Annotated in this window: 18 protein-coding genes; 9 read left to right on the plus strand and 9 right to left on the minus strand. The window is 68.5% G+C overall.

The genetic code is table 11. The features are described from left to right. Positions 1-22 precede the first annotated feature (22 nt). From MFF30_RS08615 to MFF30_RS08635, 5 genes are all read right to left on the minus strand, one after another. Positions 23-1,273 (minus strand): adenylate/guanylate cyclase domain-containing protein, encoded by a 1,251-nt coding sequence (locus MFF30_RS08615; protein ID WP_238278735.1) that lies wholly within the window; start codon positions 1,271-1,273, stop codon positions 23-25. Positions 1,274-1,383: 110 nt separating this feature from the next. Continuing rightward, a complete protein-coding gene (locus MFF30_RS08620) occupies positions 1,384-2,046 on the minus strand; it encodes a hypothetical protein (protein WP_238278737.1) in 663 nt (220 codons plus the stop codon). 12 nt (positions 2,047-2,058) lie between these two features. Then, entirely contained in the window at positions 2,059-4,053 is a 1,995-nt protein-coding gene (gene rpoD, locus MFF30_RS08625) for an RNA polymerase sigma factor RpoD (protein WP_238278738.1), read from the minus strand. Between the two features lie 200 nt (positions 4,054-4,253). Next, a complete protein-coding gene (gene dnaG / locus MFF30_RS08630) occupies positions 4,254-6,188 on the minus strand; it encodes a DNA primase (protein ID WP_238278740.1) in 1,935 nt (644 codons plus the stop codon). A gap of 86 nt (positions 6,189-6,274) precedes the next feature. Beyond that, positions 6,275-6,736 carry a GatB/YqeY domain-containing protein gene (locus MFF30_RS08635; protein ID WP_238278742.1) on the minus strand — a complete coding sequence of 154 codons (462 nt, stop codon included), beginning with the start codon at positions 6,734-6,736 and terminating at the stop codon, positions 6,275-6,277. Between the two features lie 210 nt (positions 6,737-6,946). On the opposite strand from MFF30_RS08635, the gene carA reads away from it, so the two are divergent. From carA to MFF30_RS08675, 8 genes are all read left to right on the plus strand, one after another. After that, positions 6,947-8,188 carry a glutamine-hydrolyzing carbamoyl-phosphate synthase small subunit gene (gene carA / locus MFF30_RS08640; RefSeq protein ID WP_238278744.1) on the plus strand — a complete coding sequence of 414 codons (1,242 nt, stop codon included), beginning with the start codon at positions 6,947-6,949 and terminating at the stop codon, positions 8,186-8,188. A 214-nt stretch (positions 8,189-8,402) separates the two neighbouring features. After that, on the plus strand, positions 8,403-8,780 hold the full coding sequence (locus tag MFF30_RS08645) for a hypothetical protein (protein ID WP_238278746.1): 378 nt from the start codon (positions 8,403-8,405) through the stop codon (positions 8,778-8,780). A gap of 160 nt (positions 8,781-8,940) precedes the next feature. Beyond that, positions 8,941-12,426, plus strand: a complete 3,486-nt coding sequence (gene carB / locus MFF30_RS08650) for a carbamoyl-phosphate synthase large subunit (protein ID WP_238278748.1) — start codon at positions 8,941-8,943, stop codon at positions 12,424-12,426. Between the two features lie 126 nt (positions 12,427-12,552). After that, entirely contained in the window at positions 12,553-13,029 is a 477-nt protein-coding gene (gene greA / locus MFF30_RS08655; protein ID WP_181017364.1) for a transcription elongation factor GreA, read from the plus strand. Positions 13,030-13,036: 7 nt separating this feature from the next. Then, positions 13,037-13,564 (plus strand): hypothetical protein, encoded by a 528-nt coding sequence (locus MFF30_RS08660; protein ID WP_238278750.1) that lies wholly within the window; start codon positions 13,037-13,039, stop codon positions 13,562-13,564. A 93-nt stretch (positions 13,565-13,657) separates the two neighbouring features. Beyond that, positions 13,658-14,689 carry a mitochondrial fission ELM1 family protein gene (locus MFF30_RS08665; RefSeq protein ID WP_238278752.1) on the plus strand — a complete coding sequence of 344 codons (1,032 nt, stop codon included), beginning with the start codon at positions 13,658-13,660 and terminating at the stop codon, positions 14,687-14,689. A 15-nt stretch (positions 14,690-14,704) separates the two neighbouring features. Continuing rightward, complete coding sequence (gene trxB / locus MFF30_RS08670; protein ID WP_238278754.1) at positions 14,705-15,679, plus strand: thioredoxin-disulfide reductase; 975 nt, start codon at positions 14,705-14,707, stop codon at positions 15,677-15,679. Between the two features lie 301 nt (positions 15,680-15,980). Further along, positions 15,981-16,871, plus strand: a complete 891-nt coding sequence (locus MFF30_RS08675; protein WP_238278756.1) for a LysR family transcriptional regulator — start codon at positions 15,981-15,983, stop codon at positions 16,869-16,871. A gap of 52 nt (positions 16,872-16,923) precedes the next feature. On the opposite strand, the gene msrP is transcribed toward MFF30_RS08675, so the two are convergent. The 4 genes from msrP to MFF30_RS08695 all read right to left on the minus strand — a co-directional run bounded on the left by msrP (position 16,924) and on the right by MFF30_RS08695 (position 22,002). After that, entirely contained in the window at positions 16,924-17,880 is a 957-nt protein-coding gene (gene msrP / locus MFF30_RS08680; protein WP_238278758.1) for a protein-methionine-sulfoxide reductase catalytic subunit MsrP, read from the minus strand. 150 nt (positions 17,881-18,030) lie between these two features. Continuing rightward, positions 18,031-19,725 carry an AMP-binding protein gene (locus MFF30_RS08685; protein WP_238278760.1) on the minus strand — a complete coding sequence of 565 codons (1,695 nt, stop codon included), beginning with the start codon at positions 19,723-19,725 and terminating at the stop codon, positions 18,031-18,033. A gap of 85 nt (positions 19,726-19,810) precedes the next feature. Further along, complete coding sequence (locus MFF30_RS08690) at positions 19,811-20,500, minus strand: hypothetical protein (RefSeq protein WP_238278761.1); 690 nt, start codon at positions 20,498-20,500, stop codon at positions 19,811-19,813. Positions 20,501-20,505: 5 nt separating this feature from the next. Continuing rightward, a complete protein-coding gene (locus tag MFF30_RS08695; RefSeq protein WP_238278764.1) occupies positions 20,506-22,002 on the minus strand; it encodes a leucyl aminopeptidase in 1,497 nt (498 codons plus the stop codon). A gap of 290 nt (positions 22,003-22,292) precedes the next feature. Here MFF30_RS08695 and lptF point away from each other — a divergent pair, with 290 nt between their 5' ends. Then, on the plus strand, positions 22,293-23,462 hold the full coding sequence (gene lptF, locus MFF30_RS08700; RefSeq protein ID WP_238278766.1) for an LPS export ABC transporter permease LptF: 1,170 nt from the start codon (positions 22,293-22,295) through the stop codon (positions 23,460-23,462). The last annotated feature ends 7 nt before the right edge of the window (positions 23,463-23,469 follow it).

Genomic DNA, 23,469 nt, shown 5'->3' on the forward strand with positions numbered 1-23,469 from the left:
CGGTCAATCCCCGTCGCGAAGTTCAGGCCGTGGCGGGCGGCCGCCCGGGCCGGTAGACGCCCATCGGCTCCGCGAAACCGTCGAGGACGTGGTCGCCGAGCGGTTCGGGCATGTCCCAGAGAAAATCCACGAAGGGCTTCGACATCAGGATGGGCTCGCCGAGCGTCCGGTTCAGGCGGGCGACGCGGCTCGCGAGATTGACGTCGCGGCCGATCACCGTGAAGTCGAGCCGCGCGCCGGAGCCGACATTGCCGTAGGCCGCCTCACCGTGATGCAGGGCGATACCGGCCGCCACCGGATTGGCGAATCGCCCCAGGGCATTGGCCTCGGCGAGCGCCGCCATGGCGCTCTGAGCGGCGGTCAGGGCCCCCTTGGCGGCACCTCCGAGATCGTCCCCCGGCTCACGGAAGATGGCCAGCAAGCCGTCACCGAGATACTTCAGGACCTCGCCGCCCTCGCGCTCGATCGCCGGCACGAGGCAGTCGAAGAAGATGTTCAGGAGGTCGACGGCCTCCTCCGGTGTCATGTCGGCGGAGATGCGGGTGTAGTCCCGCATGTCGGCGAACAGGATGGCCGAGCGGATGCGCTGGACGTGACCGCGTCGGATGGAGCCCCCGAGGATCGCCTTGTGGGGTTCGTCGCCGACATAGATCCGCAGCACGTGGTCGAGCTGCTTGTTGACGCTGCGCATCTCCATGACGGCCGCGAGCGTCGGCATGACGAAGCGCAGGATCGCCACGTCCTCGTCGCGAAACCCGGTCTCGGCGCGGGTGGCGAACGAGATCCCGTTGCGTGTGCCGTTGGTGAAGAACAGCGGCGCCACGATGTAGTGCCGGTAGCCCTCCGCCTTGAGGTCGGGGATCACCGCGAAAGCGTCGTCGGGGGTCTCGGGAAGATCGAGGAACAGCCATTCGCCAGTCTCGTGGACCCGGCAGAACGGGCTCTCGCGATAGGCCTTCTCGGAGACTTCGCCGTGCGGGAACAGCCGCACGGTGGAGCCCGCCTCGCGGGTCCAGAACCGGCCGACGCCCGAATATTCGGAGTGGAGCGCATCGATGGCGGTGGTGGCGCGATCCACCGGCACGTCGAGGGCGATCAGGCGTTCGGCGAGGCCGGAGAGCAGTTCCTCTGCCTTGGGCATCCGCGCGCCCTCGCTGAGCAGCCAGTCCCGCAGGGCGACGCATTGCTGAAGAGCGCCGAAGGGGACATCGGCCGCCTCCGAGCCGTCGGCTTCGGCGGTGGGCGGTGGCTGGGGCGGACCTCGATCGAGCATATGGCCTAGGTGGCTTTCGTCCATGACCGCGGCAATGGCAGCCAGTCAAATCCGTACGGTATTGCGACTTCGATTGCGGTGACACACTCGCGGAGGATGCCGGAACCCGTTCATCCGCCGAGATGTCTCACGTCAGGATAAACGTGCAGAACATACCGACTGAGCGCATGATCTTGGCCGAGACCCATCGTGGCCTCCGCCTCGCCATGTGCACGCTGCCATTCTTCTACCGTCAATGGTCCGCTCATCTCGGTATCCGAGAGGAAATTCATCAACACCACGTAGGCGTCGACGCCGTGCCGTCGCAGAAAATGGAGATGCGCGAGGCGATTCGCCGATTGATAGTACGCTTCGGTCCAAGCCCGAGGAGCAGTCGCAGCGCAGGCATGCGCCGTCGCCAGCAAGGCGGTCTCGATCCGTTGCCTGGACGCGAGGGATGCCTGACATCCTCCGGAACGCAATTCGCCCGCATGGGCCTTCGCTTCGAACAGCAGAACCTGGCCCGCATCGGTCCTGGCCAATCCGTCCCATTGCGGCCCCCGGCTCGGCCAGAAGGCTTTCAGTGCCGGGCGGAGGGAGGAATGACCGATCCGGTCCAGGAAGGTCCCGTCGCGATACTCGGCGAAGTCATCATCGCGGCGCGGAGACAACCAATCGAGCCGCGACGCAGCCCGTAGCTTCGCAATGATGGCCTGTTCCGTCGCGGGCGCCGCACCCGCGGCGACCCGCTGAAGCCATTTCAGGCTTCCACGGGTACCGAGGGGCTGAGGCACCCGCACGGTGGCTCAGTTGTCGAGGAAGCTGCGCAGCTTGCGCGACCGGCTCGGGTGCTTGAGCTTGCGCAGGGCCTTCGCCTCGATCTGACGGATACGCTCGCGCGTCACCGAAAACTGCTGGCCGACCTCTTCCAGGGTGTGGTCGGTGTTCATGCCGATACCGAAGCGCATGCGCAGCACGCGCTCCTCGCGGGGCGTGAGCGAGGCGAGCACGCGCGTGGTGGTCTCGCGCAGGTTCGACTGGATCGCCGCGTCGATGGGCAGGACGACGTTCTTGTCCTCGATGAAGTCGCCGAGATGGCTGTCCTCCTCGTCGCCGATGGGCGTCTCGAGGGAAATCGGCTCCTTGGCGATCTTCAGAACTTTTCGAACTTTCTCCAGCGGCATGGCCAATTTCTCGGCCAGTTCCTCGGGCGTGGGTTCCCGTCCGATCTCATGGAGCATCTGACGCGACGTACGAACAATCTTGTTGATCGTCTCGATCATGTGCACCGGAATGCGGATGGTGCGGGCCTGATCGGCGATCGAGCGGGTGATCGCCTGACGGATCCACCAAGTGGCGTAGGTCGAGAACTTGTAGCCGCGCCGGTACTCGAACTTGTCCACCGCCTTCATCAGGCCGATGTTGCCCTCCTGGATCAGGTCCAGGAACTGCAGGCCGCGGTTGGTGTACTTCTTGGCGATCGAGATCACGAGGCGCAGGTTGGCCTCGATCATCTCCTTCTTGGCCTGACGGGCTTCGCGTTCGCCCTTCTGGACCATGTTGACGATCTTGCGGTACTCGCCGATCTCCAGGCCGGTCTCCGAGGCCAGGGTCAGGATCTGCTCGCGCAGACGGGCGACCTCGCCCGAGCCCTTCTCGACGAGGTTCTTCCAGCCGCGGCCGCCAAGGCTGCCGACGCGCTCCATCCAGTTCGGATCGAGCTCCCAGCCCTGGTAGTGGCGCAGGAACTCGTCGCGGGCGACGCCATGGCTCTCGGCGTAGCGCATCAGGCGGCCCTCATGCGAGATGAGGCGCTTGTTGATGTCGTAGAGCTGCTCGACCAGGGCTTCGATGCGGTTGGCATTAAGCGAGAGCGACTTCACGTCGGTGACGACGGCGTCTTTCAGCTCGTCTTGCTTGCGCTCCTGGGCATCCGTGCGGGTGCCGCCCGAAGCCTTCAGCTCGGCATGGTCGATCTGCAGCTTGCGCAGCTTGCGGTAATTGTTGGCGATGTTGTCGAACGTCTCGAGGACGCGCGGCTTGATCTCCGTCTCCATGGCCGCCAGGGAGACGTTGTTCTCCATGTCGTCCTCGTCGTCGCCCTCGGGCGGCGCCGGTGCCTCGGACTCGGCTTCCTCGCCCTCCTCGGCGCCTTCCGCGATCTGCATCGCGTTCTTGGCGTCGGGGCCCGCGTAGGTGGCCTCCAGATCGATGATCTCGCGCAGGAGCACCCGGCCGTCGACGAGTTCGTCGCGCCAGATGATGATCGCCTGGAAGGTCAGGGGGCTCTCGCAGAGCCCCGCGATCATCGCCTCGCGACCGGCCTCGATGCGCTTGGCGATGGCGATCTCGCCCTCGCGGGACAGAAGCTCCACCGAGCCCATCTCGCGCAGGTACATGCGCACGGGATCGTCCGTGCGGTCGGTAGGCTCCTTGGCCGTCGTCTCGCGGACGGCCAGGGGCTTGGCCGGCGCGATCTCGGCGACCTCGGTGCCCTCGGCGCCGTCCTCGTCGTCGGCCTCGCCGCTGGCCTTGGCCTCCGTCGTCTCCTCGGTCTCCTCGGCCTCGACGACGTTGATGCCCATCTCCGAGAGCTGCGACAGCACGTCCTCGATCTGGTCGGGGTCGGACTGGCCGTCGGGCAGAACCTCGTTGATCTCTTCGTATGTGATGTAGCCGCGCTTCTTGGCGAGCTTCACCATCCGCTTGACGGAGGCATCCGTCAGATCGAGGAGCGGCCCGTCGGTCTGTTGCTCCGGCGCAGCATCCGTCTCGTCCCGTTCCGTTGCCTTCGTCGCCATGGTCCGCCTATGGTTGTCGTGTCAGTGTCGCGCGGGAGCGTGTCGCTCACTCCGCGTCGTCGACGCCGAAATTCATGTGATGTGCGGACCGTCGAGATGACAGCCGCGTCGATGTCAGATCCCGGTATGCAAGCGAGACGCTTGACCGATTGTTAACCATGAGCCGCCGATGGCGGCCGAATTCATTCCGGGCGCACGCTTCAGGGTGTCGATGCCTCATCCGCATCGGGCACCACCTCGTCCGCCTCCGCGCCTGCGATCACCGCCATACGGGCCTTCACGTCGCACAGCCAAGCGAAGTTCGCCTCCGTCTCGTCCTCGACCAGGGCCCGCTCAGCCATACGGAGTTCGCTATTTAGCGCTCCAGCCTTGCGGTGCAAGATCACGGCCTGACGCAATGCGTCTTCGAGACGCACAGGATCGGCATGCGCGTCAAGGGTCCAGCGGTCCCCCGGGCGCACATGGCTGGCCAATCGGGCCGCCGCTTCGGTGAGCCCGGCCCGCTTCAGACGGCTCTCCAGAACCTCAACGCCGGGCAGATCCGCATCGGCGTGGCTGTCGAGCAACAGGGAGCGCAGGGCCTGCGCGTCCGGGTCGCCGAGTTCGAGTTCGGCGAGGTCCTCCGCCTCGATCCCGAGGAGTTCGGGGTGGACGAGAAGGCTGCAGACGATCATCGCCTCCCGGTCGCGGTAGGCCACCGGGCCCGATGCGCTGGTCTCGCCGGCATAGAGCGGGTTGAACTTGGTGGTGATTCGCGGCGAGGGCGGCGGATCGCCCGGACGGGGCTGGCGCTGGAAGGCCGGCCGCTGACCACCACCGCCACCTCCCCCACCACGTGGCTCCCAGGCGCGGCGGCCCTGGCTCGCCTGGGGCGACAGCGCCCTTAGCCGCCCCTCGATCTCATCGCGATAAAAGCCGCGCACCGTCTCGTCGCGGATGGAGGCGACCATCTCGCGCAGGGACTTGGCGAGGCCGGCCCGGCGCTCGGGGGTGTCGAGGGGGGCCCCGTCGGTGGCGCGCGACCACAGCACCTCGACGAGGGGGCGCGCCGCGTCGAGCACGCGGTCGACGGCCGCCTTGCCCTCGGCGCGCAGGAGATCGTCGGGATCCTGCCCCTCGGGCAGCATGGCGAAGCGCAGGGACTTGCCCGGCGTCAGGCCGGGCAGCGCCACGTCGAGGGCCTTGAAGGCCGCGCGCTGACCGGCGCCGTCGCCGTCGAAGCACAGGATCGGCTCGTCGGCGTTGCGCCAGAGCAGGCCGATCTGCTCCTCGGTGAGCGCCGTGCCGAGGCCCGCCACCGCGTTGGGATGGCCCGCCAGGGTCATGGCGATGACGTCGACATAGCCCTCCACCGCGATGATGACGCCCCGGTCATGGGCGGGCTTGCGGGCCTGGTGGAGGTTGTAGAGCAGCTGCCCCTTGTGGAAGAGCGGCGTCTCCGGCGAGTTCATGTACTTCGCCTTGGCGTCCTTCTGCATCGCCCGGCCGCCGAAGGCGATCACGCGCCCGCGCGAATCGCAAATTGGAAACATCACCCGGTCGCGGAACTTGTCGTAGGGCACCCGGATGTCCTCGCCGGCCACGAGCAGGCCGAGCTCGATCATCAGGTCGCGGTCGACATCCTTGGCGGCGAGGTGGTCGCGCAGGGCGTAGCGGTCGCCCGGTGCGTAGCCGAGGCGGAAGCGGGTCCGGGTCTCCGGGCCGAGCTGGCGCCGGTCGAGATAGGCGCGGGCTTCCGTACCGGCGCGGCCGCGCAGCTGCTCCTCGAAGAAGGCGGCGGCCATCTCCATGACCTCGAAGGCCCCGGCGCGCTTGGTCTCCTGCTCGCGGGCATCGGCGCTCGGCGCCGGCAGGGACACGCCGGCCTCCGCCGCCAGGCGCTCCACGGCCTCCGGAAAGCTCAGGCCCTCCGTCTCCATCAGGAAGGTGAAGACGTCGCCGTGCTTGCCCGAGGAGAAGCAATGATAGAACTGCTTCTGGTCGTTCACGTAGAAGGACGGCGACTTCTCGGCATTGAACGGCGACAGGCCGCGCCACTCGCGGCCCGCTTTCTTCAGCCGGACGCGCCGCCCGACGATGTCGGAGGCGGGCAGGCGCGCGCGGATCTCTTCGAGAATGTGGGGCGGGTAACGCACGGCTGGAACCGGACCTCTGCGGCCGTCGAGACTAGCAGCCCGGGCTTAAGGAGTCCCCAACGCCGACGCGCGGCGCCGGGACGCCCTCAGGCCTTGGCGTTCAGCGCGTCCTTCACGAGGCCGCTCGCCTTGGCGAAGTCCATCCGGCCGGCATAGGCCCCTTTCAGCGCGGCGATGACCTTGCCCATGTCCTTGGGGCCGGCCGCGCCCGTCTCCTCCACGGCCTTGTCGATCGCCGCCCGGGTCTCGGCCTCGTCCATCTGCTGGGGCAGGAAGCCCTGGATGATCGCGACCTCGTTGCGCTCGTTCTCGGCGAGTTCGGGCCGACCGCCCTGGTCGTACACGGCAGCCGATTCGTTGCGCTGCTTGATCATCTTCTGGAGGAGCGCGAGGATGTCCTCCTCGGAGGCCGGTTCCTTGCCGAGGCCGCGCGCCTCGATGTCCTTGTCCTTCAAGGCGGCCTGAATCATCCGGACGGTGGCGAGCTTCGCCTTGTCGCCGGCCTTCATGGCTTCCTTCATCTCGGTGGTGAGACGGGCGCGCAGCATGGTGTGACTCCTGAAAAAGCGGGACCCCGGAGGGCGGATCGACGGCGTGGTCTGCGAATTGCTGCGCGAACCGGGGTTCTTGAGACGCGCCGACGCCGGGGCCACATTGACCCTGACGCGGCGCGCTCGCTATGAGCGCCGCACGACAAGCCGCCCGCACGCGCCGCTGAACGGCGCCGGGATCGGCCGGACATAAGCGAGATCACGCCGATGCTGCAAGATGAAGGCGTCCACACGCCTGCCGTGCCCGCGCCCCCGGCTCCCTGGGCCGAGCCCCTCGTGACCGCCCTCCTCGTCCTGGCGGACGGAACCGTGCTGGAGGGATTCGGCATCGGCCAGACCGGTGTCGCCGACGGCGAGGTCTGCTTCAACACCGCGATGACGGGCTATCAGGAGATCCTGACCGACCCATCCTATGCCGGCCAGATCGTCACCTTCACCTTCCCGCACATCGGCAACACCGGCACCAACGACGAGGATCTCGAGAGCCTCGACGCGGCCCCGGCCTCGGGCGTGCGCGGCACCGTGATCGCCTCGGCCGTCACCAATCCGTCGAACTGGCGCTCGTCGAGCCACCTCGATGCCTGGCTCAAGGCCCGCGGCATCGTGGGCATCACCGGGGTGGACACCCGGGCGCTGACGGCGCTGATCCGCGACCACGGCATGCCGAACGCGGTCATCGCCAACGATCCGGAGGGCCGCTTCGACCGCGAGGCCCTGAAGGCCCGCGCCGCCGCGCTGGCACCGATGGAGGGCCTCGATCTCGTGCCGCCGGTGACGAGCCGCGCGCGCTCGGAATGGTCGCAGACCACCTGGGGCGTGAAGACCGGCTACGGCGACCGCAAGCCCGGCACCGGCCTCAAGGTCGTGGCGATCGACTACGGCGTGAAGCGCAACATCCTGCGCCTGCTGGCGGAAGCCGGCTGCGACGTCACCGTGGTGCCCGCCACCACGAGCGCCGAGGAGATCATGGCCATGAAGCCGGACGGCGTGTTCCTGTCGAACGGCCCCGGCGATCCGGCCGCCACCGGAGAATACGCCGTGCCGGTGATCCGGGCGCTTCTCGCGGAGAAAGTCCCGACCTTCGGCATCTGCCTCGGGCACCAGCTCATGGGCCTGGCGCTCGGCGGTCGCACCGTGAAGATGGCCCAGGGGCATCACGGCGCGAATCACCCCGTGAAGGACAAGACAACCGGCAAGGTCGAGATCGTCTCGATGAACCACGGCTTCGCGGTGGACCCGGCGAGCCTGCCCGAGACCGCTCTGGAGACCCACGTCTCGCTGTTCGACGGCTCGAATTGCGGGCTCACCCTCACCGACCGGCCGGCCTTCTCGGTGCAGCACCACCCCGAGGCCTCGCCGGGCCCGCGCGACAGCCACTACCTGTTCGAGCGCTTCGTCGCCCTGATGAAGGCCGGCAAGCCCGAGACCCTGGTCGCCAGCGCCGACTGATCCCGCGAACGCCGGGCGGGACCGTATCGCCGCCCGGCGTGACTTCGGATGCAGGCCTGCCCTGCATTCCGGAAATGCCAACCGCGAAATGGTTCCCGCGCGGTCACAAAAAATCCGGCATTCCCCGGCATCCCCGTCCCCGTCAACGACCCGTTCACCACGACCTCCGAGGATCGTGGCGGGTTCGCATCCGGATTCAGGCGGGGATTTCCACATGACGTTCGACGACGCGCGCGACGACTTCTCACGCCTGCATCGCCTCTTCACGTTCCATCTCGGGGTGGCCGTCGGCCTTGCCTGGATGACCGCCCTGTTCTCGGCCTGCTACGCCCCCTGGGTCCGCAACATCCGGGCGCTGATCGACCCCGCAACCGGCCTCGACCGCGTCGAGAGCACCTGGTCCTTCCTGTTCGCGATGCCGGTGGTGATGACGCTCGCCTGGATCGGCCTGTATTTCGGACGCGAGATGCTGCGCCGGAGCCAGACCCTCTCGAACGCGGCCCTCGAATTCGCCGCCGCCGCGCTCGTCGCCTTCGGGGTGTTCTACCTGTCCATCGACCGCGCGGTCTCGGCCCTCTATCTCGGCGTCTGAGCCCCGTCGGCACTCCACCGTCGGCCCACGCCCTTCCAATGGAAGCGGGCTGCGTGTAAGTGCCAGGATCAACGACAATCCACGCCGCTAGCGCCCCCAGGCCCGTGCCGCTCCGGCACAGTGCCCGGTCGGGCGCGCGTGCTTGCAGCCAAGGCGCCCGATGCCGAAACGCACCGATATCTCCTCGATCCTGATCATCGGTGCGGGGCCGATCGTCATCGGTCAGGCCTGCGAGTTCGATTATTCCGGGACCCAGGCCTGCAAGGCCCTCCGCGAGGAGGGCTACCGGATCGTGCTGGTGAATTCGAATCCGGCCACGATCATGACCGACCCGGACATGGCCGATGCCACCTATGTGGAGCCGATCACGCCCGAGATCGTGGCCAAGATCATCGAGAAGGAGCGCTACGCCGTTCCGGGCGGGTTCGCCCTGCTGCCCACCATGGGCGGCCAGACCGCGCTGAACTGCGCCCTCTCCCTCAAGAAGATGGGCGTGCTCGAGAAGTTCGACGTCCAGATGATCGGCGCCACCACCGAGGCGATCGACAAGGCGGAGGACCGCCACCTCTTCCGCGACGCGATGACGAAGATCGGCCTGGAGACGCCGAAATCGGCGCTCGCCAACGCCTCCGCCGCCAAGAAGGCCGACCGCGCGAAGTACCTCGCCGAGATCGCCCGCATCGAAGCCGCCAACGAGGGCGAGGCCCGGACGGCCGCCCTCGCCGCCTTCGAGAAGACCTGGCACCGGGGTGAATCCGAGCGGCGCAAGCGCTACGGCGAGCACGCCATCGGACAGGCGCTGATCGCGCTGGCCGAGGTCGGTCTGCCGGCGATCATCCGCCCCTCCTTCACGATGGGCGGCACCGGCGGCGGCATCGCCTACAACCGCGAGGAATTCCTGGACATCGTCGAGCGCGGCATCGACGCCTCGCCGACCAACGAGGTCCTGATCGAGGAGTCTGTCCTCGGCTGGAAGGAATACGAGATGGAGGTCGTTCGCGATAAGAACGACAACTGCATCATCGTCTGCTCCATCGAGAACATCGACCCGATGGGCGTCCACACAGGCGATTCCATCACGGTCGCGCCGGCGCTCACGCTGACCGACAAGGAATACCAGGTGATGCGCGACGCGTCGCTCGCTGTGCTCCGCGAGATCGGCGTCGAGACCGGCGGCTCGAACGTGCAGTTCGCCATCGACCCGGCCACGGGCCGGATGATCGTCATCGAGATGAACCCGCGCGTCTCGCGCTCCTCCGCCTTGGCCTCGAAGGCCACCGGCTTCCCCATCGCCAAGGTCGCGGCCAAGCTGGCCGTGGGCTACACCCTCGATGAGATCGCCAACGACATCACGGGCGGCGCGACCCCAGCCTCGTTCGAGCCGTCCATCGACTACGTCGTCACCAAGATCCCCCGGTTCGCCTTCGAGAAGTTCCCCGGCGCCGAGCCGACCCTGACCACCGCCATGAAGTCGGTGGGCGAGGCCATGGCGATCGGCCGCTGTTTTGCCGAATCGCTCCAGAAGGCCCTGCGCTCCCTGGAGACCGGTCTCACCGGCCTCGACGAGATCGAGATTGAGGGTCTCGGCAAGGGCGACGACCACAATGCGATCAAGGCGGCCCTTGGCACGCCGACGCCCGACCGCCTGCTCAAGGTCGGTCAGGCCCTGCGCCTGGGCGTCAGCCACGAGGAGGTCCATGCCTCCTGCAAGATCGATCCGTGGTTCCTGGAGCAGCTCCAGGCGATCATCGACCTCGAGAACCGGGTCAAGGCGCACGGCATCCCGAACACCCCCGGGGCTCTGCGCCAGCTGAAGGCCGCCGGCTTCTCCGACGCGCGCCTCGCCGTGCTCGCCAAGACCGACGAGGACAGCGTGCGGGCCGCCCGGCGGGCGCTCGGCGTTCGCCCCGTGTTCAAGCGCATCGACACCTGCGCGGCCGAGTTCCAGGCCCCCACCGCCTACATGTACTCGACCTACGTGGCGCCCTTCGCCGGGACCGTGGTGGACGAGGCCCGGCCCACCGACGCCAAGAAGGTCATCATCCTCGGCGGCGGCCCGAACCGGATCGGCCAGGGCATCGAGTTCGACTATTGCTGCTGCCACGCCTGCTTCGCGCTCACCGAGGCTGGCTATGAGACCGTCATGGTCAACTGCAACCCGGAGACGGTCTCGACCGACTACGACACCTCCGACCGTCTCTATTTCGAGCCGCTGACCGAGGAGGACGTCCTCGAGATCATCGAGACTGAGCGGCAGGCCGGCACGCTCCACGGCGTCATCGTGCAGTTCGGCGGCCAGACCCCGCTGAAGCTCGCCCGCGCCCTGGAGGCCGCCGGCGTGCCGATCCTCGGCACCTCGCCGGATGCCATCGACCTCGCCGAGGACCGCGACCAGTTCAAGCGCCTCCTCGACAAGCTCGGGATGAAGCAGCCGAAGAACGGCATCGCCTACTCGGTGGAGCAGAGCCGCCTCATCGCCTCCGATCTCGGCCTGCCCTTCGTGGTGCGCCCGAGCTACGTGCTCGGCGGCCGCGCCATGGCGATCATCCGCGACGAGGCCCAGTTCGCCGACTACCTCCTCGACACCCTGCCGAGCCTGATCCCCTCCGACGTCAAGGCGCGCTACCCCAACGACAAGACGGGGCAGATCAACACGGTGCTGGGCAAGAACCCGCTGCTGTTCGACCGCTACCTCTCGGACGCCACCGAGATCGACGTCGATGCGATCTGCGACGGCACCGACGTGTTCATCGCCGGCATCATGGAGCACATCGAGGAAGCGGGCATCCACTCGGGCGATTCCGCCTGCTCGCTGCCCTCGCGCTCGCTCTCGCCCGAGATCATCTCGGAATTGGAGCGGCAGACGAAGGCCATGGCCCTGGCGCTCAAGGTCGGCGGCCTGATGAACGTGCAGTACGCGATCAAGGACGGCACGATTTATGTGCTGGAGGTGAACCCCCGCGCCTCGCGCACGGTGCCGTTCGTGGCGAAGGTCATCGGCGAGCCCATCGCCAAGATCGCCGCCCGCGTCATGGCCGGCGAGCCCCTCGCGAGCTTCGGCCTCAAGGCGAAGGACCTCGATCACATCGCCGTCAAGGAGGCGGTGTTCCCCTTCGCGCGCTTCCCCGGCGTCGACGTCCTGCTCGGACCGGAGATGCGCTCCACCGGCGAGGTCATCGGCCTCGATTCGAGCTTCGGCGTCGCCTTCGCCAAGAGCCAGCTCGGCTCCGGCACCCTGGTGCCGAAGGGCGGCGCGGTCTTCGTCTCGGTGCGCGATGCCGACAAGGAGCGCATCCTGCCGGCCATCCGGCTGCTCTCGGAGCTCGGCTTCACCATCGTGGCCACCAGCGGCACCCAGCGCTACCTGGCGGATCAGGGGGTCGCGACGGAGCGGGTGAACAAGGTGCTGGAGGGCCGTCCGCACGTCGTCGACTCGATCAAGAACGGCGACATCCAGCTGGTGTTCAACACCACCGAGGGGGCGGGCGCCCTCTCGGACTCGCGTTCACTCCGGCGTGCTGCCCTCTTGCATAAAGTGCCGTACTACACCACTCTTGCCGGGGCGATGGCGGCGGCCGAAGGGATCAAGGCCTATCTCGGGGGCGATCTCAAGGTCCGCGCCTTGCAGGAATACTTCGCGGCCTGAATTTTGGCGCGGCTTCCGACTTGATCGGAGGCCGTGCTGTCTGCGGTTCAGGAGTTTCTTACTCTGGCCCGGAGGGAGCACAGTGCTCCTGGCCGGGCCTATTCATTGTGGCGCGAGACGATGACGATAGACAAGGTTCCGATGACGGTGCGCGGTTACGCAGCGCTGGAAGAGGAGTTGAAGCACCGCCAGCAGGTGGAGCGCCAGCGGATCATCCAGGCCATCGCCGAGGCCCGCGCCCTTGGCGACCTGTCGGAGAATGCCGAGTACCATGCCGCCAAGGAGGCGCAGTCCCACAACGAGGGCCGCGTCCTCGAACTGGAGAGCATGATCTCGCGCGCCGAGGTGATCGACGTCTCGAAGCTCTCGGGCACGAAGATCAAGTTCGGCGCCACCGTGAAGCTCCTCGACGAGGACACCGAGGAAGAGAAGACCTACCAGCTCGTGGGCGAGCCGGAGGCGGATGTCCGCTCGGGCCTGGTCTCGATCACGTCGCCCATCGCCCGCGCGCTGATCGGCAAGGGCGTCGGCGACACCGTCGAGGTGACGACGCCGGGCGGCGGCAAGTCCTACGAGGTGGTTGCCGTCCAGTACGGCGGCTGATCCGCCGATGCGGCCGGTGACGCGGCGCGCGGCCGGGGCGACGCTCGGGCTCGCGGTCCTGCTCTGGACCGGCGCCCCGGGACCGGCGCGGGCCGAACCGCCCGCCGGTTTCGCGGCCGCCGGGCTCTCCGGCATCCGCGTCGACGTCCAGCCGTTGCTCGCCCAGGGCGGCGGTGCGCAGGCCCTGGCCCTGCGCGACGACCTGACGGCGGCCCTGCGCACGGAATTCGCCGACCGGCTCGGCGGCGCCGGACCCGTGCTGGTGGTGCGGATCAAGGGCCTTACGATCAACCCGTACGCGGGTGGCGAGGGCGGGCGCGGACGATTCGGCGGGGGCGGACAGACGGACTATCTCGACGGGGACGCCCTCCTCGTCGGGCGGCGTGGCGAGGTGTTGGCGCGCCATCCCCAGCTCTCCGCGACCCCCGCCAGTTCCGGCGGCGCCTGGTACGACCCCGAATCGGAGCGGCGGCGCGTCGCCGCCATCGCCGGGCACTACGCGGGATGGCTGCGCCGGGCGCTCGCGCGCGATTGAGCGTTCACCGAGCGACCACCGGGTGGTCGGATTTTCCTGGAGCGATCCTCCTGGTGGATTGACCGCTCCTAAAGGATTGACCTGGATCGTTCGATGTCGGCAGCGTCCGCAATGACCTCCGCTTCCGGCGCGGCAGCGCCGAACTCCCTCCCCGACCTCGCCCGGGCCCGAACCTGGATCATCACCGACGGCAAGGCCGGCGACGAGAACCAGTGCGTCGCCATCGCGGAAACCCTCGGCGTCGCCTTCGAGCGGCGGCGCGTGACGCCTCGCCCGCCCTTCGGATGGATGGCGCCCTGGGGGCCGATCGACCCGCGCGATCAGCCGGGCGGGCGCAAGGGCGCCCTCGCGGGTCCGCTGCCCGACCTGCTGATCGCCTCGGGCCGGCGCGCGGTGCCGTATCTTCGGGCCGTCCGGCAGGCCTCCGGCGGGCGCACCTTCACGGCCTTCCTCAAGGATCCGCGCACCGGGCACGATACGGCCAATTTCGTCTGGGTGCCCGATTACGACGATTTGCGCGGTCCCAACGTCTTCACCACCCTCACCCCCCCGCATCCGGTCTCGGCCGCCCGGATCGAGGCCGCGCGCAATGCGCCCGATCCGCGGCTCGTCGACCTGCCCTGGCCCCGCATCGCCGTGCTCGTGGGGGGCGACAGCCGGCACCTCAGCTACCGCGCCGCCGACATGCGCCGCCTGCTGGCCGAACTGACGAAGCTCGCGGATGGCGGCTGCTCGCTGATGGTGACGGTGTCCCGGCGCACGCCGGAGAACCTGCGCAAGGCGTTGCGCGACCTCGTGGCGGCCAAGGGCGGCTTCTTCTGGGACGGAACCGGCGGCAACCCCTATGTGGGGATGCTGGCCTTCGCCGAGCAGATCGTGGTCACCTCCGATTCGGCCAACATGGTCGGCGAGGCCGTGAGCACGGGGGCGCCCGTCCTCCTGTTCAACCTGCCGAAGACCTATATCCGGCACAGACGGCTCTTCGCGGGGCTCGCGATGGCGGGCGCCCTGAAGCCCTTCATCGGCCGCCTTGAGGAAATGCACTACCCGCCCATGGATGCGACACCCGCCATCGCCGACGCGATGGCCAAGGCCTACGCGGATCACCGCGCGAACTGGGCCTGAAGGAGGACGGACACGATGGCCCATACGCATTCCAAACTCATCATCATCGGCTCCGGTCCCGCCGGCTACACCGCGGCGATCTACGCGGCCCGCGCCATGGTGGAGCCGCTGATGATTTCGGGCTTCCAGCCCGGCGGCCAGCTCATGATCACGACCGACGTCGAGAACTATCCGGGCTTCGCAGAGGCAATCCAGGGGCCCTGGCTGATGGAGCAGATGCGCGCCCAGGCCGAGCATGTCGGCACGAAGATCGTGTCCGAGTACATCACCAAGGTCGATTTCCAGGTCCGGCCGTTCCGGCTCGAGGCCGATTCTGGCGAGACCTACTCGGCCGACGCGGTCATCATCGCCACCGGCGCCCAGGCGAAGTGGCTGGGCCTGCCGTCGGAGGCCCGGTTCCAGGGCTTCGGCGTCTCGGCCTGCGCCACCTGCGACGGGTTCTTCTTCCGGGGCAAGGAAGTCGTCGTGGTGGGCGGCGGCAACACCGCCGTGGAGGAGGCGCTCTACCTTGCCAATCTCGCCGCCAAGGTGATCGTCGTCCACCGCCGGGGCGAGTTCCGGGCCGAGCGGATCCTGCAGGAGCGCCTGTTCAAGCATCCCAACGTCGAGGTGGTCTGGCACCACGCCGTCGAGGAGATCTGCGGCGGTGAGAAGCCCCCGTCGGTGACCCATGTCCGCCTCAAGGACACCCGCACCGGCGAGATCACCGAGCGCAAGACCGACGGCGTCTTCATCGCCATCGGGCACCAGCCCGCCACCGCGATCTTCGAGGGCCAGCTCGCCATGCGCGACGGCGGCTACATCGAGACCGCGCCGGGCACGACCCACACGGCGATCCCGGGCGTCTACGCGGCGGGCGACGTCACCGACGACGTCTATCGGCAGGCGATCACCGCCGCCGGCATGGGGTGCATGGCGGCCCTCGACGCGGAGAAGTACCTGGCCGCCCTCGAAGTCGGCGAAACGCCGCAGCAAGCGGCCGCCGAATAGCGAGAATACGGTGGATGCAAGAATCCGGCGGATGCGAGAATCCTGCGGATGCAAGAATCCTGCGGATGCAAGAATCCGGCGGATGAACGCGGCCTGCGCCTTGCGCGGGACGTCAAGACAATCGCAAGGTCCTTCCTCTAACCTAAGCGCTGGCGGCATGAGCCGTCGGCGCTTGCCGCATGACTCATCCTCCGATTTCCCACCGATGCGCGGGTGACCGGAGCCGGGTCCGCCGGGACCTGGCCGCGACGTTCATGGTGCGGGGCCGATCGGCGTCGGGTTGCGTACGGGAGTGGTCGCCTTGGACTGGGACAAGATCCGCATCTTCCTCAACGTCGCGGAGGCCGGCAGCTTCACCCGCGCCGGCGACGACATCGGCCTGAGCCAGTCGGCGGTGAGCCGGCAGATCAGTGCCCTCGAGCGCGAGTTGAAGGCGCCGCTGTTCCACCGCCATGCCCGCGGCCTGATCCTGACCGAGCAGGGCGACCTCCTGTTCCGCGCGGCGCGCGACATGAAGCTGCGGCTGGAGAACACCAAGGCGCGCCTCGTCGAAACCAGCGAGCGGCCGACCGGCGACCTCAAGGTGACGACCACGGTGGGTCTCGGCACCGCCTGGCTCGCCCAGCGCATCGCCGAATTCCTCGACCTCTACCCGGATGTCCGCGTCGAGCTCATCCTCACCAACGAGGAGCTCGATCTCGCCATGCGCGAGGCGGACGTGGCCATTCGGATGCGGCGCCCGGCCCAGCCGGACCTGATCCAGCGGCGCCTGTTCACGGTGCACTATCACGCCTTCGCGTCGCAGGATTACGTGAAGCGCTTCGGCGTGCCGAAAACGATCGCCGACCTCGACAACCACCGCCTCGTCTCGTTCGGCGGCAACGAGCCGTCCTACCTGCTGGCCACCCACTGGCTCTCGACGGTGGGCCGCGAGGGTCAGGAGCGTCGGACGATCCATTTCACGGTCAACAACATCACCGCCCTGCAGCAGGCCATCGACACCGGCGCCGGCATCGGCATCCTGCCGGACTACGCGGCGGAGGGTCAGACCGGGCTCGTGCAGGTGATGCGCGAGACCGAGATGCCCCACATGGAGAGCTATCTCGTCTACGCCGAGGAAATGCGCACCGTCGCCCGCGTGCAGGCGTTCCGCGACTTCCTCGTCGCCAAGGCCCAGCGCTGGACCTACTGAGGCCAGGGAACGGGGCGGTGGTCCGCCGCCCCGCCCTCCCCGTCCGTGTCCGTCAGACGAACAGGCGCTCTTTCTCCAGACCCTTGTAGAGGCCGGCGACCTGCTCGCCGTAGCCGTTGTAGATCAGCGTCGGCACGCGCTGGTCGGTGCCGAGCACCCGCTCCGTCGCCTGGCTCCAGCGCGGATGCGACACCGCCGGGTTGACGTTGGCCCAGAAGCCGTACTCGGCGGCCTGCAGCCCTTCCCAGAACGTCTTCGGCCGCTCGGCCACGAACGAGATCTTGGTGATCGATTTCACCGACTTGAAGCCATACTTCCACGGCACCACGAGGCGGATCGGCGCGCCGAACTGGTTGGCGAGCGGCTTGCCGTAGACGCCGGTGGCGACGAAGGCGAGGTCGTTGGCCGCCTCCTCCAGGGTGAGGCCCTCCGTGTAGGGCCAGGGATACAAGAACGACTTCTGCCCCGGCGCCATCGCGCGGTCGAGGAAGGTCTGCATCTGGATGTACTTCGCGCCCGCGGCAGGCTTGGCCAACGCCACGAGCTTGGAGAGCGGGAAGCCGGTCCAGGGCACCGACATCGACCAGGCCTCGACGCAGCGGTGCCGGTAGAGGCGCTCCTCCAGGGGCATCTTGCGGATGAGGTCGTCGATCCCGAGGGTCATCGGCTTCTCGACGAGACCGTCGATCGCCACCGTCCAGGGCCGCGTCTTCAGGGCGTTGGCGGCCGGAAGGACCGACTTCGAGGTGCCGTACTCGTAGAAGTTGTTGTAGTCGGCGCTGAACTTCTCCGGCGTCAGCGGGCGGTCGAGGGTGTAGGCCTCGTTGCGCTTGGCCGGGTAGAGGTCGGCGGTGGGGTCGGAGGCCGCCTGCGCGCCCTCAATCCCGATGAGGGAGGCCGCCGCCAAGCCGGCCGCGCCGCCGAGCAGGCGCCGCCGGTCGAGGAAGACGCTCTCCGGCGTCGCGAGATGTTCCGGCATCTCCCATGCCCGGTTTCGCCTGATATGCATGTCGATCCCTCCCTGCGGCGCGGATCGCTGCGCGCCGGCCTGTTGCCAGGACATTCCGCTGTATGACATCGGCCGGACGCGGCAGGCGCGCAAGCCGTCGCGATGTCACCCTTCGCCGGCGGGCCGCCGAAGGTTACACGCCCGCGGACCTCAGGGAGGGGGCGGATCGTCGCGCAGCGCCCGGCGCAGCACCTTGCCGACATTGGTCTTGGGCAGGGCGTCGTGGAAGACGACCCGGCGCGGGACCTTGTATCCGGTAAGCTGCGAGCGCGCGAAGGTCCGCAGCGCGTCGGTGGTCATCGCCTCGTCCTTGCGCACCACGTGCGCCACGACCATCTCGCCGGTCTCGTCGTTAACGGCTCCCACCACGGCGCATTCGAGCACGCCCGGATGGCTGGCGAGCACGTCCTCGATCTCGTTCGGATAGACGTTGAACCCCGAGACCAGGATCATGTCCTTCATCCGGTCGACGATGCGGACCTGCCCGTCGGGGTTCAGCACCGCCACGTCGCCGGTGCGGAAGTAGCCGTCCGCCGTCGTGGCCCGGGCGGTCTCGTCCGAACGCTTCCAGTAACCGGCCATGACCTGGGGCCCGCGCACGCAGAGTTCGCCGGACTCGCCGATCCCGACCTCCTGCCCGTCGATCCCGCGGACCGAGACGTCCGTCGAGGGCACGGGATAGCCGATGGTCCCGCTCCATTCGGCGAGGTCCGGCGGGTTGACGCAGACCACCGGCGAGGTCTCCGACAGACCGTAGCCTTCCACGATGGCGGAGCCGGTGATCGCCTTCCAGCGCTCGGCGACGGTGGCCTGCACCGCCATGCCCCCCGCGATGACGAAGTCGAGGTTCGAGAAATCGACCTCGTGGATCTTGGGATGGTTGATGAGCAGGTTGAACAGCGTGTTCACCCCGGAGAAATGGGTGAAGCGCGTGCCCTTCAACGTCTTGATGAAGCCGTCCGCGTCGCGCGGGTTGGCGATCAGCAGGCAACAGCCGCCGACCTTCATGAAGAAGAAGAAGCAGCAGGTCAGCGCGAAGATGTGGTAGAGCGGCAGCGCCGTGACCATGACGCGCATCCGGCCGTCGTCGGCCGAGACGCGGAACCAGACCCGGCTCTGCTCGACATTGGCCATGATGTTGCGGTGGGTGAGCATCGCCGCCTTGGCGACCCCCGTCGTACCACCGGTATATTGCAGGAACGCGAGGTCGTCCTGGCCCACGGGCACGCGGACCTTGGGCTTGCCGGTGCCCGAGCGGATCACCGCGTCGAAGCGGACGGCGAGCCCGTCCGGAAAGCGATAGGGCGGCACCGCCTTCTTGAGATGGCGCGAGGCCAGGGTGATCAGCCGCCCCTTCAGGCCGAGGCCGTCGCCGGGTCCGGCCAGGACGATGCGGTCGAGGGCGAGGTCCGGCAGGGCCTGCATCACCGTATGGGCGAAATTCTCGAGGACGAAGAGGATGCGCGCCCCCGAATCGTTCAGCTGCGCCGTCAGCTCGCGCGGGGTGTAGAGCGGATTGACGTTGACCACGGTGCAGCCGGCCAGCAGCACGCCGAAGATGGTCGCCGGATAGGCCGCCACGTTCGGCATCATGATCGCGACGCGGTCGCCCTTGGTGAGGCCCTGGGCGGCGAGCCAGGCAGCGACGGCTTCGGCGGATGCGCCGAGGGACGCGTAGGAAACCGGGATGCCGAAACACTCCAGAGCGGGACGTTGCGCCGAGCGCGCCATGCAGTCGTCGAACAGGTCGACCAGCGTGCCCAGGCGGTCGATGTCGAGGTCCGCCGGAATGCCCGGCGGATAAGCGGACAGCCAGGGGCGCGCGGCGCTCCGGGTTTCGGCCATGTCGATCCTCCCTGTGATGTGACCCGGCGGCTTCCTGCCCCCTTAGTTCACATCTAAACCATCCTCGGCCATCCCGGCGGCCGGATCAAGCGGCGGCGTGGAAGCGGCGGGAACGATCTCGCCGCGTCGTCAGTCCGGTGCAGGCCAGGTGTGGCAGAAAGGCGATGCCCGCCAGGGCCAGGGCCAACAAGGCGTCGCCCGCCGTCATCGACCGGCGCGGCCAGATCCCGAAGCCCGCCGCATGCGCGAGGCCGAGGACCGCGAGGGCGAACCAGAGGGCGAGGGTGCGGACCAGCGCCTCGCCGAGCGCGCGCAACCAGCGCCGGGGACGCTGCGCCGTCCGGTTGCCGATCAGCAAGGCGCCGACGCCGAGCGCCGCGGCGAATACCAGGGCGGCCAGCGCCGAGCCGAGGGCATAGGCCGCCGGCATCGCCTGCTGCGTGAGGAAGGCCGTGCCGCCGCTGGCGAAGGCGAGGCGCAGGGTCACGCCGCCGAAGGTGGGATAGAGGCAGACCGCGAGAAACAGCGCGAGGGCGACCGCCCCACCGACGAGGCGACGGGGCCAGCCGGCCGGTCCCGGCCGAACGATGCGCAGACCGAGACAGGCGACTCCGTAGACGATCGCGATCGCGAAAAGCGGATAGCGATCGAGGAAGAAGCCGTAGAACCGGGCATCCAGTTCCGGCGGCAGGGTCCACCGCTGGTCGAAGCCCGTGGCGAACGCGAGGGCGACCGCCAGGATCGCGGCCGCGAGGGGAATCACGGCCGCCGGCATGCGGCTCAGGCCTCGTAGTGATCGCGCACCAGGCGGTCGAGCATCCGCACGCCCCAGCCCGCGCCCCAGCTCCGGTTGATCTCGCTCGCAGAGGAGGACATCGCGACGCCTGCGATGTCGAGATGGGCCCAGGGCACGTCGTTGACGTAGCGCTTGAGGAAGGAGGCCGCGGTGGCGGCACCGCCGTGCCGGCCGCCGGTGTTCTTCATGTCGGCGAACTTCGAATCGATCGCCTTGTCGTAGGCCGGGATCAGCGGCATCCGCCACACGGCCTCGCCCGTGGCCTCGCCGGCCGCCGTGATCTTGGCCGAGAGGGCGTCGTCGTTGGAGAACATGCCGGCGATGTCCTGGCCCAGGGCCACGATGATCGCGCCCGTCAGGGTGGCCAGATCGATCATGAACTTCGGCTTGTAGGCGCTCTGGATGTGCCAGAGCACGTCGGCAAGGACGAGGCGGCCTTCCGCATCGGTGTTGATGATCTCGATGGTCTGGCCCGACATCGAGGTGACGATGTCGCTCGGGCGCATGGCGTTGCCGTCCGGCATGTTCTCGACGATGCCGATGGCGCCCACCACGTTGACCTTCGCCTTGCGGCTGGCCAGCGCGTGCAGCGTGCCGACGACGCAGGCCGCGCCGCCCATGTCGCCCTTCATGTCCTCCATGCCGCCGGCCGACTTGATCGAGATGCCGCCGGAATCGAAGCACACGCCCTTGCCGATGAAGGCGATGGGCGCCTCGTTCGGATCGGTGGCGCCGTTCCAGCGCATCACCACGACGCGGGCCTCGCGCGTCGAGCCCTGGGCTACGGCCAGCAGCGCGCCCATGCCCAGCGCCTCGAGCTTGCCCGGGCCGAGCACCTCGACCTCGACGCCAAGCGCCGTCAGCGCCTCGGCGCGACGCGCGAACTCCTCCGGATAGAGGACGTTCGGCGGCTCGTTGATGAGTTCGCGGGCGAGGATGACGCCGTCGGCGACGGCCTCGGACACCTTCGCGGCGGCCTCGGCGGCGGCGACGTCGGCCACCATCAGGGTCAGGGCAGTGCCCTTGGCGTCCTCGCCCTCGGGCTTCTTCTTGGTCTTGTAGCGGTCGAAGCTGTAGTGGCGCAGGCGGGCGCCGAGGGCGAAGTCGGCCGCGTTCGCGGCGGTGACGTCGAGGCCGGCGGCGATCAGCGCCACTCCGGCGCTACGCCCCGAGACCTTGCCGGCGGTGAAGCCGCCGAGGGCCGGCCAGTCGATCTTGGCGCGGTCCTTCTCCGAGCCGAGACCGATGACGAGGAGACGGTCGGCCTCCAGGCCGGCCGGGGCGGGCAGCGCCAGGGCCGACAGGGACTTGCCCTTGAAGCGCTCGCTGGCCGCCGCGCGGGCCACGAGATCGGCCACCCCGCCGCCGATGGCCTGGGCGACCGCCGGGGCCAGCGCGAGATCGTCGCCGACGAAGAGGACGACGTCGCCCCGGCCCACAGGCCCCAGGGGCCCGAACGCGATCGTGATTCCGTCCGCCATGACGCTGCTTTCCGAGAATTTCGCTCGAACGATGGAGTCCGTTCGATCGCTGGTGCGCGAGAAACCGTGTGCGGAGCGGCACGCGCTGGGATGCGCCGCTCCGAGGGCTTCTGTGTACCCGTTGAGGCAGAGAACGCAACGCGATCACGATGCCGCGAAACCGCCCGAATTGGCGCGCCCCGGTCGGAGTCGACCGCCGGGGGGTGGGCGGCTAGAAAGACGGATGGGGCGTCGACGCGCCCTGGCCGATGCGGGGGGCAATTCCGCACGACGCCGATCCACGAGAACCGATGACGCAGATCGAGCGCTACATCTTCAGAATCGCGCTCGGGGCGTTCCTGGCCTGCCTGGTCGGCCTGACCGGCACGATCTGGGTGACACAGGCCCTGCGCGAACTCGACCTGATCACCGCCAAGGGCCAGACCCTGGTGATCTTCTTCCTGATCACGGGCCTGTCGCTGCCGACCCTGATCACCGTGATCGCGCCCGTGGCGCTGTTCATCGCGGTGGTCTACGCGCTCAACAAGCTCAACGGCGATTCCGAGCTCATCGTGATGTCGGCCGCCGGCATGCGGCCCCGGCAGATCCTGCGCCCCTTCCTCAGCCTCGGCCTCGCCGTCAGCCTCGCGGTGGCGTTCCTGACGATCCAGGTCATGCCGTCCTCGTTCCAGGAATTGCGGGACGTGCTCACCCGCGTGCGGGGCGACTTCATCGCCAACGTGGTCAAGGAAGGCCAGTTCACCAGCCTCGACAGCGGCATCACCTTCCACTTCCGCGAGCGCGGGCCCGGCGGGGCCCTGCTCGGCCTTTTCATCCAGGACAAGCGCGAGGCGGGAAAGTCGGTGGTCTACCTCGCCGAGCGGGGCCAGGCGATGGAGTATGGTGGCCAGAGCTACCTCGCCCTGCAGAAGGGCAGCATCCACCGGCAGCAGAAAGGCTCGCGCGACGCCTCGATCATCACCTTCGAGCGCTACACCGTCGATCTGGCCGCCTTCACGCCGCCGGATGCCGAGCTCGTCTACAAGCCGCGCGAGCGTGCCACGATGCAGCTCCTGTTCCCCGACACCAGCGAGACCTACTACCGGCAGCAGAAGGGCCGCTTCCGGGCGGAGCTGCACGACCGGCTCTCGTCCTGGCTCTATCCCCTCGCCCTCACCTTCATCGCCTTCGCGGCGCTGGGCGATCCGCGCACCACGCGCCAGGGGCGCGGCCTCGCGGTGGCGGGCGCCGTGCTCGCCGTGGTGGTGGTGCGCATCGGGGGCTTCGCCGCCTCGAGTGCGGCCGCCCGCAGCGCGGGCGCGGTGGTGGCGGTCTACGCCGTGCCCCTCCTGGCGATCCTGATCTCGGCGGTGATGATCTTCAACGGCGCGGCGGTGCGGTCCTGGAACGCGCGCGTGGCCCGGGCGATGAGCGGGCTCGCGGGCCGCCTCGGCCGGCGCCCGCGCCTCGGCGTGCAGTGAGGCGGAG

Source organism: Methylobacterium goesingense (genome assembly GCF_022179225.1).
GTDB classification, from domain to species: Bacteria; Pseudomonadota; Alphaproteobacteria; order Rhizobiales; family Beijerinckiaceae; genus Methylobacterium; species Methylobacterium goesingense.

Bases quoted from the DNA above. Each gene is read 5' to 3' on its own strand.
- MFF30_RS08635 (WP_238278742.1), bottom strand. From the start codon at position 6,736: ATGCTGCGCGCCCGTCTCACCACCGAGATGAAGGAAGCCATGAAGGCC.
- MFF30_RS08695 (WP_238278764.1), bottom strand. From the start codon at position 22,002: ATGGCGGACGGAATCACGATCGCGTTCGGGCCCCTGGGGCCTGTGGGC.
- msrP (WP_238278758.1), bottom strand. From the start codon at position 17,880: ATGCATATCAGGCGAAACCGGGCATGGGAGATGCCGGAACATCTCGCG.
- MFF30_RS08615 (WP_238278735.1), bottom strand. From the start codon at position 1,273: ATGCTCGATCGAGGTCCGCCCCAGCCACCGCCCACCGCCGAAGCCGAC.
- MFF30_RS08665 (WP_238278752.1), top strand. From the start codon at position 13,658: ATGTCGGCAGCGTCCGCAATGACCTCCGCTTCCGGCGCGGCAGCGCCG.
- rpoD (WP_238278738.1), bottom strand. From the start codon at position 4,053: ATGGCGACGAAGGCAACGGAACGGGACGAGACGGATGCTGCGCCGGAG.
- MFF30_RS08690 (WP_238278761.1), bottom strand. From the start codon at position 20,500: ATGCCGGCGGCCGTGATTCCCCTCGCGGCCGCGATCCTGGCGGTCGCC.
- MFF30_RS08685 (WP_238278760.1), bottom strand. From the start codon at position 19,725: ATGGCCGAAACCCGGAGCGCCGCGCGCCCCTGGCTGTCCGCTTATCCG.
- lptF (WP_238278766.1), top strand. From the start codon at position 22,293: ATGACGCAGATCGAGCGCTACATCTTCAGAATCGCGCTCGGGGCGTTC.
- trxB (WP_238278754.1), top strand. From the start codon at position 14,705: ATGGCCCATACGCATTCCAAACTCATCATCATCGGCTCCGGTCCCGCC.
- MFF30_RS08660 (WP_238278750.1), top strand. From the start codon at position 13,037: ATGCGGCCGGTGACGCGGCGCGCGGCCGGGGCGACGCTCGGGCTCGCG.
- MFF30_RS08645 (WP_238278746.1), top strand. From the start codon at position 8,403: ATGACGTTCGACGACGCGCGCGACGACTTCTCACGCCTGCATCGCCTC.
- carB (WP_238278748.1), top strand. From the start codon at position 8,941: ATGCCGAAACGCACCGATATCTCCTCGATCCTGATCATCGGTGCGGGG.
- carA (WP_238278744.1), top strand. From the start codon at position 6,947: ATGCTGCAAGATGAAGGCGTCCACACGCCTGCCGTGCCCGCGCCCCCG.